Genomic DNA, 17,319 nt, shown 5'->3' on the forward strand with positions numbered 1-17,319 from the left:
CCCTGGAATTCCGTTCATCGGCGACCCCGGAAAAGGGCCGCCGACCGTGCCCGGGACCGGACACCGGACGGGGCGCGGGACGCGGTTGGGTGCGGCCCGCTCACACCGGCGCGCCCAGCCACGCACGGTGCGCGGCGTTCATCCGACGGTATCCACATCGGACCGATGCCACCGACCCCCACCGGGCATGGCAGGCTTGGGGCATGGCCGCGCAGATCAACCCCAGCATCCTGTCCGCCGACTTCGCCCGTCTCGCGGACGAGGCGAAGGCGGTCGAAGGAGCCGACTGGCTTCATGTCGACGTCATGGACAACCATTTCGTCCCGAACCTCACGCTCGGTGTGCCGGTCGTGGAGTCGCTGGCCCGTGCGACGGACACTCCGCTGGACTGCCATCTGATGATCGAGGCTCCCGATCGGTGGGCGCCTCAGTACGTCGAGGCGGGGGCTTCTTCGGTCACCTTCCATGTGGAGGCGGCCGCCGCTCCGGTCCGGCTCGCCCGGGAGATCCGCGCCAAGGGCGCCCGCGCCTCCATGGCGCTGAAGCCCGCGACGCCCATCGAGCCGTACGAGGATCTGCTTCCCGAACTCGACATGCTGCTGATCATGACGGTCGAGCCGGGCTTCGGGGGACAGGCGTTTCTCGACATCATGCTCCCCAAGATCCGCCGCACCCGCGAGTTGATCAGCAAGCACGGTCTCGAGCTGTGGCTCCAGGTGGACGGCGGAGTCTCGGCCTCCACCATCGAGCGCTGCGCGGACGCGGGCGCCGACGTGTTCGTCGCGGGGTCGGCGGTCTACGGGGCATCGGACCCGGCCGAGGCGGTACGTGCATTGCGCACCCAAGCTGAGGGGGCGGCCGCCGGGGCGAGCTGGGCGTGCGACCACTGAACCAAGGGAACGTGAACGGCTCCCATCAGGGCCGATCGAGTGCGCCGGATCTGCAAGGATGAAGGCGAATCCAGAATGTGAACAGTGAACAGCAGTGAGGAGATCGCCGTGTCGGGTATGTCGGCGGGCCGGTCAGCCATGCGGATGGGGCCCGCTGAGCTGGTGCAGGCGGCGGCCATGGCCCGCCGTTTCTACCTTGAGGGCAAGTCCAAGATCCAGATCGCGGAGGAGTTCGGCGTCAGCCGCTTCAAGGTGGCCCGGGTCCTGGAGACCGCTCTCGAAAGGGATCTCGTACGGATCGAGATCCGGGTGCCGGCCGAACTGGACGCGGAGCGCTCCGACGCGCTGCGCGCCCGTTACGGCCTCAGGCACGCCGTCGTGGTGGAGTCCCCGGCCGAGGCCGAGGAGACACCCGACCCGGAGAACCTGGGAGAAGTGGCCGCCGAACTGCTCGGCGAGCTGCTGAACGAGGGCGATGTGCTGGGCCTGGCCTGGGGCAGGTCCACCATCCACATGGCGGCGGCGCTGGACCGGCTGCCGCCCTGCACGGTCGTGCAGCTGACGGGTGTGTACGACGCCGGGACGGCGGAACGCGGCTCGGTCGAGGCCGTCCGTCGCGCCGCCCAGGTGTCCGGCGGCGACGCCCACCCCATCTACGCGCCGATGCTGCTGCCGGACGCGGCCACCGCCCAGGCGCTGCGCCACCAGACCGGGATCGCCCGGGCCTTCGAGTACTTCGACAAGGTCACGGTCGCCTGTGTCTCCATCGGTTCCTGGGAACCGGGCATCTCCACGGTGCACGACATGCTCAGCGACGAGGAGCGCTCGCACTACGCCTCGCTCGGTGTCGCCGCCGAGATGTCGGCGCACCTCTTCGACGCCGAGGGCCGCCGGGTCGGGCGGGACCTGGGGGAGCGGTGCATCACCGTCAAGGCCGACCAGCTCCGCCGTATCCCGGAGGTCGTCGCGATCGCGGGCGGGCAGCGCAAGGCCGCGGCCATCGACGCGGTACTGCGGTCGGGACTCGTCACCAGCCTGGTGACGGACACCTCGGCGGCGGACTACCTGCTGGCGGCGGGGCCGACGCCGAAGTCGGCCTTCAACCGGACCGATCCCGACGGGATCTGATCAACCGTCACCGTGGGCGGCCGTGGCGGCACAACCGCCGCGGCCGCCTTCCGCGTGGTGGAAATGCCCCGCACCGGCGTGCGCCCCTGTGGCGCCCCCTTGGAGGTTCCTCCCAAAGGCCCTCTGACCTGCCTGGACGATTCGACCGGGGACCGCTTTCCAGCCGACATGGGACAATGAGGTACGTGCTCTTCCCCCTGGCTGACCTGTCCGGGGCCACCTCTGATCGACTGGGATGTGCAGCACGTGCGTTTCCTCAACGACATCCAGCCCCCGTACGACCTGACGTACGACGACGTGTTCATGGTGCCGAGCCGCAGCGCGGTCGGCTCCCGGCAGGACGTGGACCTCAGCTCCCCGGACGGTTCGGGCACCACGATCCCGCTGGTCGTCGCCAACATGACCGCCATCGCCGGGCGCCGCATGGCGGAGACGGTCGCCCGGCGCGGCGGTCTGGTCGTCATCCCGCAGGACATCCCGATCGAGGTCGTCGCCGAGGTCGTCTCCTGGGTGAAGAGCCGCCACCACGTCCTGGACACGCCGATCGAGCTGGCCCCGCACCAGACCGTCGCCGACGCGCTGTCCCTGCTGCCCAAGCGCGCGCACAACGCCGGTGTGGTCGTCGACGGGGACCGGCAGCCGATCGGTGTGGTCACCGACCGGGACCTGGCCGGTGTGGACCGCTTCACCCAGCTCGAAGTGGTCATGTCCAAGGACCTGTTGCTGCTCGACGCGGACATCGACCCGCGCGAGGCCTTCAACCGGCTGGACGCGGCCAACCGCCGCTACGCGCCCGCCGTCGACCGGGACGGCCGCCTCGCGGGCATCCTCACCCGCAAGGGCGCCCTGCGCGCCACGCTCTACACCCCGGCCGTGGACGCGCGCGGCGGGCTGCGCATCGCCGCCGCCGTCGGCATCAACGGCGATGTCGCGGGCAAGGCCGAGGAACTGCTCGACGCGGGCATCGACGCCCTCGTCATCGACACCGCGCACGGCCACCAGGAATCGATGATCAGCGCGATCAAGCTGGTGCGCGACCTCGACCCGCGGGTGCCGATCGTCGCGGGCAACATCGTCGCCGCGGAGGGCGTCCGGGACCTGGTCGACGCGGGCGCCGACATCATCAAGGTGGGCGTGGGCCCCGGCGCCATGTGCACCACCCGCATGATGACCGGCGTCGGCCGCCCGCAGTTCTCGGCGGTCCTGGAGTGCGCCGCCGAGGCACGCAAGTACGGCAAGCACGTGTGGGCGGACGGCGGCGTCCGGCACCCGCGCGATGTCGCCATGGCGCTCGCCGCCGGTGCCTCCAACGTGATGATCGGGTCCTGGTTCGCGGGCACCTACGAGTCCCCGGGCGACCTCCAGCAGGACGCCGACGGCCGCCCCTACAAGGAGTCGTTCGGCATGGCGTCCGCGCGTGCCGTCGCCCACCGCACGTCCGAGGAGTCGGGGTACGACCGGGCCCGCAAGGGCTTGTTCGAGGAAGGCATCTCCACCTCCCGGATGTTCCTCGACCCGGCCCGGCCGGGCGTCGAGGACCTGATCGACTCGATCATCGCCGGCGTCCGCTCCTCCTGCACCTACGCCGGCGCCGGCTCCCTGGAGGAGTTCGCCGAGAAGGCCGTCGTCGGTATCCAGAGCGCCGCCGGCTACGCCGAGGGCAAGCCCCTGCACGCCAGCTGGGGCTGAGCGGCTCGGCGCACGACCGTCCGCACGCAACGGTCGAAAGCCCCCGCGCAACGAACATCCGCCCAGCCCCGAGGAACGCAATGATCTTGCGTGGGTGCGCAAAGTTGCCACAGTACACGGGCAACGCCATCCCATAGGGTCATGCCCTGTACATGGCGTGGCGGGGACCCCGCTCGGTGGGCCCCTGCTGTCAGGGGTGTGCCACCGGTCCCCGTCGCACCGACAGGCAGCTACAAAGGAGCCAGCGCGTGCTCGACCAAGGCGCACCCCCGCACAACCGTGGCCGTACAGCCCCCTCGTCCCCCGGCCTCGGTACGCGTCTGATGCGTCGCAAGCCGGTGGAGAACCTGGTCGCCGAGGGCGGCCAGGGCGAGGGCGGCAGCCTCCGCCGCTCCCTCGGGCTGTGGCAGCTGACCATGATCAGCATCGGGGCCACCCTCGGCACCGGCATCTTCGTGGTCCTCGGCGAGGCCGTTCCCAAGGCGGGCCCTGCGGTCACCCTGTCCTTCGTGATCGCGGGTCTCACCGCGGTGTTCTCGGCGCTGTCCTACGCCGAACTGGCGGGCACCATCCCGGTCGCCGGCTCCTCGTACTCGTACGCATACGCAACGATGGGCGAACTGGTCGCCTGGGTGTGCGGCTGGTGTCTGGTCCTGGAGTACGGCGTCTCGGTCGCCGCCGTGGCGGTCGGCTGGGGCGAGTACCTGAACGAGTTGCTCGACGGGACGATCGGCGTCACCATCCCCGACGCGCTGTCCGCCCCGCCCGGCGACGGCGGCGTCTTCAACCTGCCGGCACTGATCGTCGTCCTGCTCGCGATGGCCTTCCTGCTGGGCGGTGCCCGCGAGTCGGCCCGCGCCAACACCGTCATGGTCACCGTGAAGATCGCCGCGCTGGTGCTGTTCTGCGCCATCGGCCTCCAGGGCTTCCGCTCGGGCAACTACGACAACTTCATGCCGCTCGGCATGGCCGGCGTCAGCGCCGCGGGCGCCACGCTCTTCTTCTCGTACATCGGCTTCGACGCCGCCTCCACCGCCGGTGAGGAGGCGAAGAACGCACAGCGCGACCTGCCGCGCGCGATCATGCTCTCGCTGGTCGTCGTGACCGCCCTGTACGTCCTGGTCGCCGCCGTCGCGGTCGGTGCCAAGCCCTGGCGGCAGTTCACCGACTCCGAGGCCGCGCTCGCCCAGATCATGCGCGAGGTCACCGGGCAGGGCTTCTGGGGCACCCTCCTCGCGTTCTGCGCGGTCGTCGCCATCGCGAGCGTCGTCCTGACCGTCCTGTACGGCCAGACCCGCATCCTCTTCGCGATGTCCCGGGACGGCCTGGTGCCCAAGGTGTTCGCCCGCGTCCACCCCAGGACCGGCACGCCCCGCGCCAACACGCTGATCGTGTCCCTGTTCTGCGGTGTGCTGGCCGCCGCCGTGCCGCTGGGACAGCTCGCCGACGCCACCAGCATCGGCACGCTGTTCGCCTTCGCGCTGGTCAACGTGGCCGTGGTCGTCCTGCGGCGGACCCGACCCGACATGTCCCGCACCTTCCGGGTACCGCTGTCGCCCGTCCTGCCGATCGTGGGCTTCGGCCTGTGCGTCTGGATGATGGGCAGCCTGTCCGCCGTCACCTGGGTCGTCTTCGGGGTCTGGATGGCCGTCGGGCTCGTGGTCTACTTCGGGTACGGCCATCGCCGCTCCCGTCTCGCCACGCCCGGAACGAAGTGAACCACCCGCAGTGCTGAACGATCTCGACGAACGCATCGTCCACGCCCTCGCCGAGGACGCCCGCCGCTCCTACGCGGACATCGGCCAGTTGGTCGGCCTCTCCGCGCCGGCGGTGAAACGGCGGGTCGACCGGCTGCGCGCCACCGGCGCCATCACCGGCTTCACCGTCCGGGTGGACCCGGCGGCGCTCGGCTGGAAGACCGAGGGGTTCGTCGAGATCCACTGCCGCCGCAACACCTCGCCGGAGACCATCCAACGAGGCCTGGAGCGTTACCAGGAGGTCGTCGCCGCGTCGACCGTCACCGGCGACGCGGACGCGATCGTCCAGGTCTTCGCCTCCGACATGCGGCACTTCGAGCGGGTCCTGGAGCGGATAGCGGGGGAGCCGTTCGTGGAACGGACCAAGTCCGTGCTGGTGCTGTCGCCACTGCTGCGCCGCTTCTCGTCGGGCTCGCCGACCTAGGGCGTGTTGCGAAAGTCCCGCCTGCCTCGCGACGCCATGCACGCACTCTCGCCGCACCGGGCGAAAGCCCAAGTACATCCAGTACGAGGCCTTCCGCCCGGCACGCCGAGAGCACGCACCTGACGCCGCGAGGCCCGCCCTTCGGGCGAACGACGAGACTTTCGCAACACGCCCCAGCCGCGCTACTCGGCGTCGCGCCGGACGGCCGAGAGCAGCCGCCGTACCGCGGCCGCGTGCCCGCCCGTACCGATGACCAGCAGCCGGTAGGGGCGGCCCAGCGGGCCGGGGAACCTCGCCCGGGTCTCGGCCCGCAGCCGGGTCCGCCCCGGCCCGGCCTCGTCGAGGCGGAAGACCAGGGCGTACGTCGAGAAGCGGTGGCGTCCGACGAGGACCAGTTCCCGGCCCGGGTGCGCCGAGGCCACGCGGAGCCCCGTGAACGTCGAGCCCTCGGCCACCGGGCGCGGCCCGGACGCCGTGCGGTCGGCACTGCCGAGCAGGCGCCCGTAGCGGGCCGCCCGGCCGCTCCCGAACGACCGGTCCAGGGCGTCACCGAGACCTCGCCAGACGGCGGCGGGCTCCGCCGCGACGACCGTCGTGTGCTCGTCCACGTGTGGTAACGCGGCGATCTCCATACGTCCTCCCCGGTTCGGCGATGACTTCCACCGTAACCGCGGCGGGCCGACGGGCCGATGGGGCGCCGACGGGTAATCCACTCGGCCCCACGCCCCACCCCGACTACCATCGGTGGCATGACCTGGCGACATTGATCCACCAGCCGTGCCTCCCGAGGGCCACCTCGGACGCCGCACCTCCGGCGTCCGATTCGTCCCTTCGGGAAGGCCTCATGACACTCTCACCTACGCGTGTGCCCGCCACCGGCGTCCGTCGCCTCACGGCCACGCTGTACGGCTACGCGTTCCTCGACGACTTCGTCCTGCTCTACCCGGTGTACGCGCTGCTGTTCGCCGACACCGGCCTGTCGATCTGGCAGATCTCCTCCCTGTTCGCCCTGTGGTCCCTCACCGGCGTGCTGCTGGAGGTCCCCTCCGGCGCCTGGGCGGACGCGGTCTCCCGCCGGCTGCTGCTGTGGCTCGGCCCGCTGCTCACCTCGGTCGGCTTCGCCCTGTGGGTCCTGGTCCCGTCGTACTGGGCCTTCGCGGTCGGCTTCGTGCTGTGGGGCGTGCGCGGAGCGCTGGGCTCCGGTGCGCTGGAGGCCCTGCTGTACGAGGAACTGGTCCGGCTGGGCGCGGGCGACCGGTATGCCCGCCTCATGGGCCGGGCCAGGGCCGCGGGACTGCTGGCCGTGATGGCTTCGATGGCGGCCGCCGGGCCCGTGTTCGCCTTCGGCGGCTACCTGGCGGTCGGCGCGGCGAGTGTCCTGGCCTGCCTGCTCTCCGCGGTGACCGCGACCCGGTTCCCGGAGCACCGGACACCGGGAACCGGCGGTGACAGCTGGGCCGCGACCCTGCGGGACGGACTCGCCCAGGCCCGCGGTGACCGGTCGCTGCGCCGGGCGCTGCTGTTGGTCCCGGCCGTCGGCGCCGTGTGGGGCGCGCTCGACGAGTACACGCCACTGCTGGTCCGGGACACCGGCGTACCGGACCGGATGGTCCCGTATCTGCTTCTGCTGGTCTGGGCGGGTGCCACGGCCGGGAGCCTGCTGTCCGGTCCCGCCGAGCGGCTCGGCAGCCGCGGGCTGGGACTCCTGCTCGGGGGCGCCGCGCTCGCCCTGGCCGTGGGCGCGGGTGCGCGGACACCGACCGGCCTGGTCCTGGTGGCGCTCGCCTTCGGCGGTTTCCAGCTGGCGACCGTGCTCGCCGACGTCCGCCTCCAGCACCGCATCGAGGACACCGGGCGGGCCACCCTGACCTCGGTCGCGAGCCTGGGCACCGAACTGGCCACCGTCGCCGTGTACGGCGCGTACGCGACCCTCGCCCAAAAGGCCTCCCACGGCACCGTGTTCGCGCTGTTCGCGGTGCCGTACCTGGTCACGGCCCTGCTGCTGACCAACGGCACGCGGACGGCCACGACGCGAGGGTGGCCCGGCCGGTGAGTTGAAGTGAAGTGAGGTGAGGTGAAGGGCCGGGCCGTGTGGTCGGCTCAGGGCGGTGGCCGACCGGGGCACGCAACGAATCGCCGCCGTTCGCCCCCAGCGCGCAACGATCGGCGCAGGAGCGCGCAACGGCTGCTCCTTGTCGGGCCGAGCGCGCCGCCCGTACCGTCTACGTGGCCCCCACAACCACCCTTCCGCCCGGTGAGGAACACGCATGCGCACCGCCCTGCTCCAGAGCTCCGGCCGCCCCGGCTCGATCGCCGCGAACCTCAAGGTTCTCGACGAGGCCGCGGGCCGCGCCGCCGCCGCGGGCGCCGGGCTGCTGGCCGCGCCGGAGATGTTCCTCACCGGGTACGCGATCGGCGACGACATCGGCCGCCTCGCCGAGCCCGCCGACGGCGACACGGCGGACGCGGTCGCGGAGATCGCCACCCGGCACGGCCTCGCCCTCGCCTACGGCTACCCCGAGCGGGCCGGCGAGGCCGTCTTCAACTCCGCCCAGCTGATCGCCGCCGACGGCACCCGACGGGCCAACTACCGCAAGACCCACCTCTTCGGCTGCTTCGAACGCGACCACTTCACGCCGGGCGACCAGCCCGTCGTACAGGCCGAACTGAACGGCCTCCGCGTCGGCCTGATGATCTGCTACGACGTGGAGTTCCCGGAGAACGTCCGGGCCCACGCCCTCGCCGGTACCGACCTCCTCGTGGTGCCGACCGCGCAGATGCACCCGTTCCAGTTCGTCGCCGAGTCGGTCGTGCTGGTGCGGGCCTTCGAGAACCAGATGTACGTCGCGTACGTCAACCGGGTCGGTCAGGAAGGGGAGTTCGAGTTCGTCGGGCTCTCCACCCTCGCCGGACCCGACGGCATCGCCCGCACCCGGGCCGGCCGCACCGACGAGCTGCTGCTCGCGGACGTCGACCCCGCCTTCCTCGCCGCCTCCCGCGAGGCCAACCCGTACCTGCGGGACCGGCGGCCCGGCCTGTACGGGGCCCTGGTCCGAAACCCCTGAACTTCCCCGAGTTCCTCCCGCTTCTCTCACCTCCCCCGAGTTCTTACGCGCAAGGAGTCCGTACCCCATGACGTCCACCGTGCCCAACGCCGTCGAGCACGTAGACGAGCAGCAGCCGCCGATCACCATGTTCGGCCCGGACTTCCCGTACGCGTACGACGACTTCCTCGCCCACCCGGCGGGCCTCGGTCAGATACCGGCGACCGAGCACGGCACCGAGGTCGCGGTCATCGGGGGCGGGCTGTCCGGCATCGTGGCCGCGTACGAACTGATGAAGATGGGCCTCAAGCCCGTCGTCTACGAGGCCGACCGGATCGGCGGGCGGCTGCGGACCGTCGGTTTCGACGGGTGCGACCCGTCCCTCACCGCGGAGATGGGCGCGATGCGCTTCCCGCCGTCCTCCACGGCCCTCCAGCACTACATCGACCTCGTGGGCCTGACGACCCGGCCCTTCCCCAACCCCCTGGCGGAGGTGACCCCTTCGACCGTCGTCGACCTCAAGGGCGAGTCCCACTACGCCGAGACGATCGACGACCTGCCCCAGGTCTACCGGGACGTCGCCGCGGCCTGGAACACGTGCCTCGAAGAGGGGGCCGACTTCTCCGACATGAACCGCGCCATCCGGGAGCGGGACGTGCCGCGCATCCGGGAGGTCTGGGCGAAGCTCGTCGAGAAGCTCGACAACCAGACCTTCTACGGCTTCCTCTGCGACTCCGAGGCGTTCAGGTCCTTCCGGCACCGTGAGATCTTCGGCCAGGTCGGCTTCGGCACCGGCGGCTGGGACACCGACTTCCCCAACTCCATTCTGGAGATCCTGCGCGTCGTCTACACCGAGGCCGACGACCACCACCGCGGCATCGTCGGCGGCTCCCAGCAGCTGCCGCTGCGGCTGTGGGAGCGCGAGCCGGAGAAGATCGTCCACTGGCCGTACGGGACCTCGCTCGCCGCCCTGCACGTGAACGGCGAGCCCCGCCCGGCCGTGACCCGGCTGCACCGCACCGCGGGCGACCGGATCACCGTCACCGACGCGGACGGCGACATCCGCACCTACCGGACGGCGATCTTCACCGCCCAGTCCTGGATGCTGCTGTCGAAGATCGACTGCGACGACTCGCTCTTCCCGATCGACCACTGGACGGCGATCGAGCGGACGCACTACATGGAGAGCTCGAAGCTGTTCGTCCCGGTCGACCGGCCGTTCTGGCTGGACGAGGCCGTCGACGACCGGGGAAACCCGACCGGCCGGGACGTCATGTCGATGACCCTCACCGACCGGATGACCCGCGGGACCTACCTCCTCGACGACGGCCCCGACAAACCGGCCGTCATCTGCCTCTCGTACACCTGGTGCGACGACAGCCTGAAGTGGCTGCCGCTCTCCGCGAACGAGCGGATGGAGGTCATGCTGAAGTCGCTCGGCGAGATCTATCCGAAGGTGGACATCCGCAAGCACGTCATCGGGAGCCCGGTGACGGTGTCCTGGGAGAACGAGCCCTACTTCATGGGCGCCTTCAAGGCCAACCTGCCGGGTCACTACCGTTACCAGCGGCGCCTGTTCACCCACTTCATGCAGGACCGGCTGCCCGAGGACAAGCGGGGGATCTTCCTCGCCGGCGACGACATCTCCTGGACGGCCGGCTGGGCCGAGGGGGCGGTGCAGACCGCGCTCAACGCGGTCTGGGGCGTCATGCACCACTTCGGAGGGACGACCGACGCGACCAACCCGGGTCCGGGAGACGTGTACGACGAGATCGCGCCGGTCGAACTGCCCGAGGACTAGCAGGATTCGGTGGACCCGGGAGGTTCAGTAGGTCCGGTAGGTCCAGGACCTGTCACCGGTCGGGCAGCGGGGTGAGCAGCATCCGCCCCGCGAGGCCGACCGCCGCGTCCAGCCGTTCGGTGAACTCGCCCGCGACATCGGGGAGTCCGCGCAGCGCCCACAGGGCCCGGGCCGCGGTCCAGGTGGCGTCCCGGGCCCGCTCCAGGCTCCACGAGCCGAGCAGATGGGTGAGCGGGTCGGCGATCTGGAGGAGGTCGGGGCCCGGCATCAGCTCTTCGCGGATGCTCTCCTCCAGCGAGACGAGGAGATCGCCCACCCGGTCGAACTCGTCCTCCACCTCGGCGGGTTCGCAGCCGAGCGTACGACAGGTGTCCACGACGGCGAGCGCCAGATCGTGCCCGATGTGCGCGTTGATGCCCGCGAGCGCGAACTGCAGCGGTCGTACGCCGGGATGCCGGCGCATCTGGAACAGGGGCCGCCAGCAGGCGGGCGGCCGCCGCTCGTCCCGCACCGTCTCCACGGCGGCCAGATAGCGCTCCGCGAACCGCACGTCCAGCGTGATCGCGGCCCGCGCGTCCTCGAAGTGGCCGCTGTCGATACGCCGGTCGACCGCCTCCGTGACGGCGAGGTAGACACGGTTGAAGACGGCGACCCCGTCGGCTGCCGGGAGCGTCGCGTCGAGCGCGCGCATACGGGAGATGACCGCGTCCACAGGGGTGGTGAATTGTTCGCATTGCACCATGGGGGCAGGGTCGCAGCTTTAGTCTGACCCGGGTACCGGTGGGCCCGGCGCTTCCCCAGAACGGGGGAACGCGCGCCCGCCGTGGGGGAGGGGGAGCACGACCGTGTCAGGCTTACGGGCCAGGCGGCAGGCGGCGCACCGGGCCGTGCGCGGGCGGACCGCGCGGCGCGGTGTGATGGTCGCCGCGGCATCCCTCGTCGTCGCGATCGGCACGGCGGCCGGGATGCTGACCGCCCTCGACGACCGGCGCGTCCACGGCGAGGCCAGGCCCGAGGCGACCGCCACTGCCTACCTGGCGTCGCCCGCCGTACCGACGCCGTCCGCCTCAGCGAGCCCGAGCGTCTCCGCCTCCCCGAGCCTCTCCGCCTCGCCGTCCCCGAGGGAGACACCGAGGGCCACGCCCACGCCGACGTCCACAGCGACGGAGCAGAAGGAGCCGGACCTGAGCGCCTTCGAGTCCACCCGGATCTACCGTCACCCCGAGTCCCAGGTGCTCGACTGGGTGCGCGCCAACGGCGCGGACCCGCGGCGGGCGGTCATCGAGTCCCGGATCGCCGACCGGCCCGCGGCCCTCTGGTTCGCGGACTTCACGCCGTCGACCATCACCTCCCGGGTCCGCGCGGTCACGTCGGGCGGCGCCGCCCAGGGCCGGGTCCCGGTACTCGTGGCGTACACGATCCCGGGCCGCGACTGCGGCGGCGCCTCCGAGGGCGGGGCGCCCGACCTCGACGCCTACGACGCCTGGATCGACGCCTTCGCCGCCGGGCTGGGCTCCGGCGAGGTCGTGGTGATCCTGGAGCCGGACTCGGTCGCGCAGGCCGACTGCCTGTCCGCGGGCGAACGGTCCCGCCGCTTCGCCTCGTTGGCCCGCGCGGGCCGGGTCCTCAAGGCCGCCGACCCCAGGGCGCGCGTCTACTACGACGCAGGCCACTCCGGCTGGAACCCGGCCGCGAAACAGGCGAGTTGGCTCAGGCAGGCCGGTGCCGCCTCGGCCGCGTCCTCCGACGGTGTCTTCAGCAACGTCTCCAACTTCCACCGCACGTCCGACGAGATCGCCTACGACCGACGAGTCCTCGACGCGCTGGGCGGCCCGCCCGGCCTGGGCGCCGTCATCGACACCAGCCGCAACGGCAACGGTGCCCCGGCGGACGGCGAGTGGTGCGACCCGCCCGGCCGCGGGATCGGCCGGGCGCCCACGCTCAGCACCGGGCAGGACCGGATCGACGCCTTCCTGTGGGTGAAGCTGCCGGGGGAGTCGGACGGCTGCAAGGGCTCGCCCGGGACGTTCTCGCCGTCCTACGCCTACGAGTTGGCGCGCTGACCGTTCTCGTCGTAGGTACTGGTGCCCTCGTCGAGCAGGGGCCGCCCCGCCTTGAGATGGGCCGGCGCGAACACCCGCAGCGCGTGGTAGCCGGTGATCACGACGACGGTGCCCAGCGCGATGCCGCTCAGCGAGAAGGTGTCGGTGAACTTCATCGTCACGTCGCCGATGCCGATGATGATGCCCGCCGCGGCCGGTACCAGGTTGAGCGGGTTGCGCAGGTCCACCCCGGCGTTGAGCCAGATCTGGGCGCCGAGCAGGCCGATCATGCCGTACAGGATGACGGTGATGCCGCCGAGGACTCCGCCCGGGATCGCGGCCACCACCGCCCCGAACTTCGGGCACACGCCGAACAGGAGGGCGAAACCGGCGGCGGCCCAGTACGCGGCCGTCGAGTAGACCCGGGTCGCGGCCATCACGCCGATGTTCTCGGAGTAGGTGGTGTTGGGCGGGCCGCCGACCGCGGTGGAGAGCACGGAGCCGATGCCGTCGGCGGAGATCGCCGTACCGAGCCTGTCGTCCAGCGAGTCGCCGGTCATCTCGCCGACCGCCTTGACGTGCCCGGCGTTCTCGGCGACCAGGGCGATCACCACGGGCAGCGCGACCAGGATCGCCGACCACTGGAAGGACGGCCCGTGGAAGGACGGCAGCCCGACCCAGTCGGCCCGGCCGACGCCGGACAGGTCGAGCCGCCAGTGGTCGGTGAGCTTGCCGCTCGCGTCCACCGAGTGGATCCGCCCGAAGATCCGGTCGAACGCCCAGGAGACGCCGTAGCCGAAGACCAGGCCCAGGAAGATCGCGATCCGGGACCAGAACCCACGCAGGCAGACCACGGCCAGCCCGGTGACCAGCATGACCAGCAGGGCCGTCCACTGGTCCTGCGGCCAGTACGTGGTGGCGGTGACCGGGGCCAGATTGAAGCCGATCAGCATCACCACCGCGCCGGTGACGACCGGCGGCATCGCCGCGTGGATGATCCGCGCACCGAACCGCTGCACGGCGACACCGACCAGGAACAGCGCGACACCGACGACCAGGACCGCGCCGGTCACCGTGGCACTCGTCCCGCCCTGCGCCCGGATGACCGCGGCGACACCCACGAAGGACAGCGAGCAGCCCAGGTAGCTGGGCACCCGGCCGCGGGTGGCGAGCAGGAAGATCACGGTTGCCACGCCCGACATCATGATCGCGAGGTTGGGATCAAGACCCATGAGGACGGGCGCGACGAACGACGCACCGAACATGGCCACCACGTGCTGAGCGCCGAGACCGACCGTGCGGGGCCAGGAGAGCCGTTCGTCGGGGCGGACCACCGCTCCCGGTTCCGGAGTCCGTCCGTCGCCGTGCAGCTTCCAGCCGACGCCAAGATCCATGGTGCGGTTTCGCTTTCGTCGTGCCTGCGGTTGTTCGAGGTGCCCGGGGTTCGGGGGCGGGTGCCCCGCTCATTGTCCAGGGAACGGACGCTGAGCCTCCGCTCAGGGTGGGGAGGGTGGTCCCACCCAGGCACTCCGTTCAGGGCGGGGAGGTGACCGTCCCACCCTGAGCGACCCGTTCAGGCCCGCGGGCTCGTCGCCGCAGCGGTCTCGGCACTCAGCTTCGGACGGTCCCGGTCGCCCGCCCGCAGCACGCCCGCGAAGGCCACCAGCCCACAGGCCAGTACCGTCACCAGACCGAAGGACGCCGTCAGGCTGGTGGCCTGGGCGAGGCCGCCGATGGCGCTCGGCGCGACCAGACCCGAGGTGTACGTGATGGTCGCGACGCCCGCGATGGCCAGGCTGGGGTTCGGGCCGCTGCGACCCGCCGCGGCGAAGCACAGCGGTACGACGACGGCGATGCCCAACCCCATCAGCGCGAACCCCGCCATGGCCACCGCCGGATGGCCCGCCACCACGACCAGCAGCCCGCCCAGGGCGGCCAGCACCCCGCCCACCCGGACCGTGTACACCGAGCCGAACCGGTCCACCACCTTGTCGCCGACCAGCCTCGCGATCGCCATGGTGAGCGTGAAGCCCGTGGTGCAGGCGGCCGCCAGCCCCGCCGAACTGTCCAGCCGGTCGCGCAGATAGACCGCCGACCAGTCCAGGCTCGCGCCCTCGGCGAACACCGCGCAGAACCCGACCGCACCGATCAGCAGCGCCGACTTCGGGGGCAGCGCGAACCGTGGCGGCGGCTCCTCGTCGTCGGCCGGCTGGATGTCGAGAACCCAGGTGCACGCGGCAAGGCCCAGCACGGTCAGGACGGCGGCGGCCAGCGCGTGGTGCAGCCGGGCGTCCGATCCGAGGTGCGCGGCGAGTGTGCCCGCCGCCGAGCCGACCAGGGCGCCCGCGCTCCACAGACCGTGCAGGCCGGACATGATCGACCGTCCCAGCCGGTTCTCGATCTCGACGCCCAGCGCGTTCATCGCCACGTCTGCCATGCCCGCCGAGGCGCCGTAGACGAACAGCGCCCCGCACAGGGCCCACAGGTTCGGGGCGAGGGAGGGCAGGATCAGCGACAGCGTCCACAGGGCGATCAGGCCGCGCAGGGCGTTGCGCGCGCCGAAGCGGTGACTGACGCGGCCCGCCAGCGGCATCGCCACGGAGGCGCCGAGCGCGGGGAAGGCCAGCGCGAGCCCCAGTTGACCCGCACCGACCGAGGCGTGCTCCTGGATCCACGGCACGCGGGTCGCGAACGAGCCGGTGACGGCACCGTGCACGGCGAACACGGCGGCCACGGCGTACCGGGCCCGTCGCACCTCGCGTCGGTCATAGACCACATCGCTCATTCTCCGGCCCCTCCAGGTCTCCGGGTCCCCGCCCGCGACGGCGTAAACTATCAGGAACCCTGCCTGATAGAAAGCGCTTTACCGGCCGCCCGCCGTGCGGCCCCGCCGATCTGGAAGGATCCCGGCATGCCCGCATCCCCGAGCACCGCCCGGGCCATCAACGACCGGCTCGCCCTGCGCCTGCTCCAGGAGGAAGGGCCGCTGACGGCAGGGCGGTTGAAGCAGCTCACCGGCCTGTCCCGGCCGACCGTCGCCGACCTCGTCGAGCGCCTCACCGCCTCCGGTCTGATCGAGGTGGTCGGGGAGTCGGGCGAGCAGCGACGCGGGCCCAACGCCAAGCTGTACGGGATCGTCGCCGAGCGCGCCCATCTGGCCGCCCTCGACGTCCGCACCGAGGGCGTCGCCGTGGTCGTGTCCGACCTGCTCGGGCGGGTGCTCGCCGAGGCGTCCGTGCCGATCGACGACGACGCCGGGACCGGGCCCGCGGTCGAGCAGGCGGTCACTCTGGTCGAGCGGGTGGCGAAGGAGGCGGGGGCGGACCGGCTGCACACCGTCGGCATCGGCGCGCCCGGGCTCATCGACCCCGCCGGCGGCGAACTGCGCGACTCCTCCGGGCTGCCCGCCTGGCATCGGCGCCTGGTGGCGGCCCTGCAGGAGCGGCTCCCCGAGGCCCGGTTCAGCGTGGAGAACGAGACCAACCTCGCCGCCCTCGCCGAACAGCGCGACGGTGCCGCCCGAGACCGGGACACCTTCGTACTGCTGTGGCTCGGCATGGGCATCGGCGCCGCGTTGGTCCTCGACGGGACGCTGCGCCGGGGGGCTTCCGGCGGCGCGGGCGAGATCGGCTTCCTGCCGGTGCCGGGGACCGCCGGGCTCCCGTCGGCGACCGGCTGCGACGGAGGCTTCCACTCCCTCGCCGCGGCCGGGGCGATCGCCGCCCTGGCGGCGGAGCACGGTGTGACGGCCACGGCGGCGGCGCACGAGCCGCACGCGGCGGCGCTGGTTCGGGCGGCGGTGACGCGGACGGCGGTGGTGCCGGAGACTTCGGGCGGCGTGCGTCGGGAGGCCCCCGCCGAGGGCGGTCCCGCCGCCCCGCGCACCCACCCGGATCCCGCCACCCCGCACACCGACCCGGACCCCGCCGCCGACCGTTTCCTCGACGTCCTCGCCGACCGGGTCGCCCTCGGTGCCGCCGCCGTCGTCTCCGTCCTGGACCCGGGCTGTGTGGTGCTGGCCGGCGAGATCGGCCGTGCGGGCGGCGACACCCTGGCCCGGCGCGTCCAGGACCGCCTGGCCCGGCTGTCCCCCCTGCCCACGGAGGTGCGGCCCAGCGCGCTCGGCGGGGGAGCGGTGCTGCGCGGGGCGCTGCTCACGGCCCGAGACCGGGCGCAGGACGACCTGTTCGCGCCCCGGAGGACGAGCTAGCCCGGTACCGAAGCGTGGCCGGTCACGGGGGAAACGGGTTGTGTGTCCGCGCGTGCCCCGCCGCCAACTCGGCTGACCGTTCGGCCACTTGCGTGCGGACGCCGGAGCGGAGACCCGGCGGCGGGCAAGGGCCGTCGTCACCGCCACCGGGTCCGTCCCTACGGGTGACCACGCAGGCCGACCCTAAAAAGGCCTAGACCAATACGTCAAGGGTGCGGACCGGTGCAACAACGCGCCCAGCGGCGCGGGTTGGGGCTGTCGCGGCCCACACGAGAAGTCCATCGGCACTCCCTGTGAGCCACCCCACACCGTTCACCCGTATGGTCGCCGATCG

At 72.0% G+C, this 17,319-nt stretch carries 14 protein-coding genes; 10 read left to right on the forward strand and 4 right to left on the reverse strand.

Annotation, left to right across the window (positions count from 1 at the left end):
* Positions 1-203 precede the first annotated feature (203 nt).
* From rpe to ACFYRY_RS35910, 5 genes are all read left to right on the forward strand, one after another.
* Positions 204-890 carry a ribulose-phosphate 3-epimerase gene (gene rpe, locus ACFYRY_RS35890; protein WP_389155443.1) on the forward strand — a complete coding sequence of 229 codons (687 nt, stop codon included), beginning with the start codon at positions 204-206 and terminating at the stop codon, positions 888-890.
* Between the two features lie 84 nt (positions 891-974).
* Positions 975-2,018, forward strand: a complete 1,044-nt coding sequence (locus tag ACFYRY_RS35895; RefSeq protein ID WP_356774800.1) for a sugar-binding domain-containing protein — start codon at positions 975-977, stop codon at positions 2,016-2,018.
* A 246-nt stretch (positions 2,019-2,264) separates the two neighbouring features.
* Positions 2,265-3,707: a GuaB1 family IMP dehydrogenase-related protein gene (locus tag ACFYRY_RS35900; RefSeq protein ID WP_389155617.1), complete on the forward strand. Its 1,443-nt coding sequence runs from the start codon at positions 2,265-2,267 to the stop codon at positions 3,705-3,707.
* Positions 3,708-3,955: 248 nt separating this feature from the next.
* Positions 3,956-5,425 carry an amino acid permease gene (locus ACFYRY_RS35905; protein ID WP_389155446.1) on the forward strand — a complete coding sequence of 490 codons (1,470 nt, stop codon included), beginning with the start codon at positions 3,956-3,958 and terminating at the stop codon, positions 5,423-5,425.
* A 10-nt stretch (positions 5,426-5,435) separates the two neighbouring features.
* Positions 5,436-5,888, forward strand: coding sequence for an Lrp/AsnC family transcriptional regulator (locus ACFYRY_RS35910; protein WP_356774804.1), 453 nt, complete (start codon positions 5,436-5,438; stop codon positions 5,886-5,888).
* A gap of 182 nt (positions 5,889-6,070) precedes the next feature.
* On the opposite strand, the gene ACFYRY_RS35915 is transcribed toward ACFYRY_RS35910, so the two are convergent.
* Entirely contained in the window at positions 6,071-6,520 is a 450-nt protein-coding gene (locus ACFYRY_RS35915) for a hypothetical protein (RefSeq protein WP_389155448.1), read from the reverse strand.
* A 212-nt stretch (positions 6,521-6,732) separates the two neighbouring features.
* On the opposite strand from ACFYRY_RS35915, the gene ACFYRY_RS35920 reads away from it, so the two are divergent.
* The 3 genes from ACFYRY_RS35920 to ACFYRY_RS35930 all read left to right on the forward strand — a co-directional run bounded on the left by ACFYRY_RS35920 (position 6,733) and on the right by ACFYRY_RS35930 (position 10,733).
* The gene (locus ACFYRY_RS35920; RefSeq protein ID WP_389155451.1) at positions 6,733-7,941 is read left to right on the forward strand and encodes an MFS transporter; all 1,209 of its coding nucleotides are present in this window, start codon (positions 6,733-6,735) and stop codon (positions 7,939-7,941) included.
* 214 nt (positions 7,942-8,155) lie between these two features.
* A complete protein-coding gene (locus ACFYRY_RS35925) occupies positions 8,156-8,953 on the forward strand; it encodes a carbon-nitrogen hydrolase family protein (protein WP_389155454.1) in 798 nt (265 codons plus the stop codon).
* A gap of 67 nt (positions 8,954-9,020) precedes the next feature.
* Positions 9,021-10,733, forward strand: a complete 1,713-nt coding sequence (locus ACFYRY_RS35930) for a flavin monoamine oxidase family protein (RefSeq protein WP_389155457.1) — start codon at positions 9,021-9,023, stop codon at positions 10,731-10,733.
* A gap of 52 nt (positions 10,734-10,785) precedes the next feature.
* Here the strand turns inward: ACFYRY_RS35930 and ACFYRY_RS35935 are convergent, their stop codons facing one another.
* A complete protein-coding gene (locus ACFYRY_RS35935; RefSeq protein WP_389155460.1) occupies positions 10,786-11,475 on the reverse strand; it encodes a DUF5995 family protein in 690 nt (229 codons plus the stop codon).
* Positions 11,476-11,650: 175 nt separating this feature from the next.
* On the opposite strand from ACFYRY_RS35935, the gene ACFYRY_RS35940 reads away from it, so the two are divergent.
* Positions 11,651-12,796, forward strand: coding sequence for a glycoside hydrolase family 6 protein (locus ACFYRY_RS35940; protein WP_389155620.1), 1,146 nt, complete (start codon positions 11,651-11,653; stop codon positions 12,794-12,796).
* On the opposite strand, the gene ACFYRY_RS35945 is transcribed toward ACFYRY_RS35940, so the two are convergent.
* Together ACFYRY_RS35945 and ACFYRY_RS35950 are read right to left on the reverse strand one after the other, a co-directional pair.
* Complete coding sequence (locus tag ACFYRY_RS35945; protein ID WP_389155464.1) at positions 12,778-14,169, reverse strand: uracil-xanthine permease family protein; 1,392 nt, start codon at positions 14,167-14,169, stop codon at positions 12,778-12,780. The two genes, ACFYRY_RS35940 and ACFYRY_RS35945, sit on opposite strands and share 19 nt — an antisense overlap.
* A 179-nt stretch (positions 14,170-14,348) precedes the next feature.
* A complete protein-coding gene (locus tag ACFYRY_RS35950) occupies positions 14,349-15,560 on the reverse strand; it encodes an MFS transporter (RefSeq protein ID WP_389155467.1) in 1,212 nt (403 codons plus the stop codon).
* A gap of 126 nt (positions 15,561-15,686) precedes the next feature.
* Between ACFYRY_RS35950 and ACFYRY_RS35955 the strand changes: the two genes are divergently transcribed.
* Positions 15,687-16,985 carry an ROK family transcriptional regulator gene (locus ACFYRY_RS35955; protein ID WP_389155470.1) on the forward strand — a complete coding sequence of 433 codons (1,299 nt, stop codon included), beginning with the start codon at positions 15,687-15,689 and terminating at the stop codon, positions 16,983-16,985.
* Positions 16,986-17,319 lie beyond the last annotated feature (334 nt).

It is taken from the genome of Streptomyces sp. NPDC005263 (assembly GCF_042872365.1).
Taxonomy (GTDB): Bacteria; Actinomycetota; Actinomycetes; order Streptomycetales; family Streptomycetaceae; genus Streptomyces.

Excerpts from the sequence above, each read along its gene's own strand:
- ACFYRY_RS35950 (WP_389155467.1), bottom strand. The coding sequence starts at position 15,560 with ATGAGCGATGTGGTCTATGACCGACGCGAGGTGCGACGGGCCCGGTAC.
- ACFYRY_RS35915 (WP_389155448.1), bottom strand. The coding sequence starts at position 6,520 with ATGGAGATCGCCGCGTTACCACACGTGGACGAGCACACGACGGTCGTC.
- rpe (WP_389155443.1), top strand. The coding sequence starts at position 204 with ATGGCCGCGCAGATCAACCCCAGCATCCTGTCCGCCGACTTCGCCCGT.
- ACFYRY_RS35945 (WP_389155464.1), bottom strand. The coding sequence starts at position 14,169 with ATGGATCTTGGCGTCGGCTGGAAGCTGCACGGCGACGGACGGACTCCG.
- ACFYRY_RS35955 (WP_389155470.1), top strand. The coding sequence starts at position 15,687 with ATGCCCGCATCCCCGAGCACCGCCCGGGCCATCAACGACCGGCTCGCC.
- ACFYRY_RS35935 (WP_389155460.1), bottom strand. The coding sequence starts at position 11,475 with ATGGTGCAATGCGAACAATTCACCACCCCTGTGGACGCGGTCATCTCC.
- ACFYRY_RS35930 (WP_389155457.1), top strand. The coding sequence starts at position 9,021 with ATGACGTCCACCGTGCCCAACGCCGTCGAGCACGTAGACGAGCAGCAG.
- ACFYRY_RS35940 (WP_389155620.1), top strand. The coding sequence starts at position 11,651 with ATGGTCGCCGCGGCATCCCTCGTCGTCGCGATCGGCACGGCGGCCGGG.
- ACFYRY_RS35925 (WP_389155454.1), top strand. The coding sequence starts at position 8,156 with ATGCGCACCGCCCTGCTCCAGAGCTCCGGCCGCCCCGGCTCGATCGCC.
- ACFYRY_RS35920 (WP_389155451.1), top strand. The coding sequence starts at position 6,733 with ATGACACTCTCACCTACGCGTGTGCCCGCCACCGGCGTCCGTCGCCTC.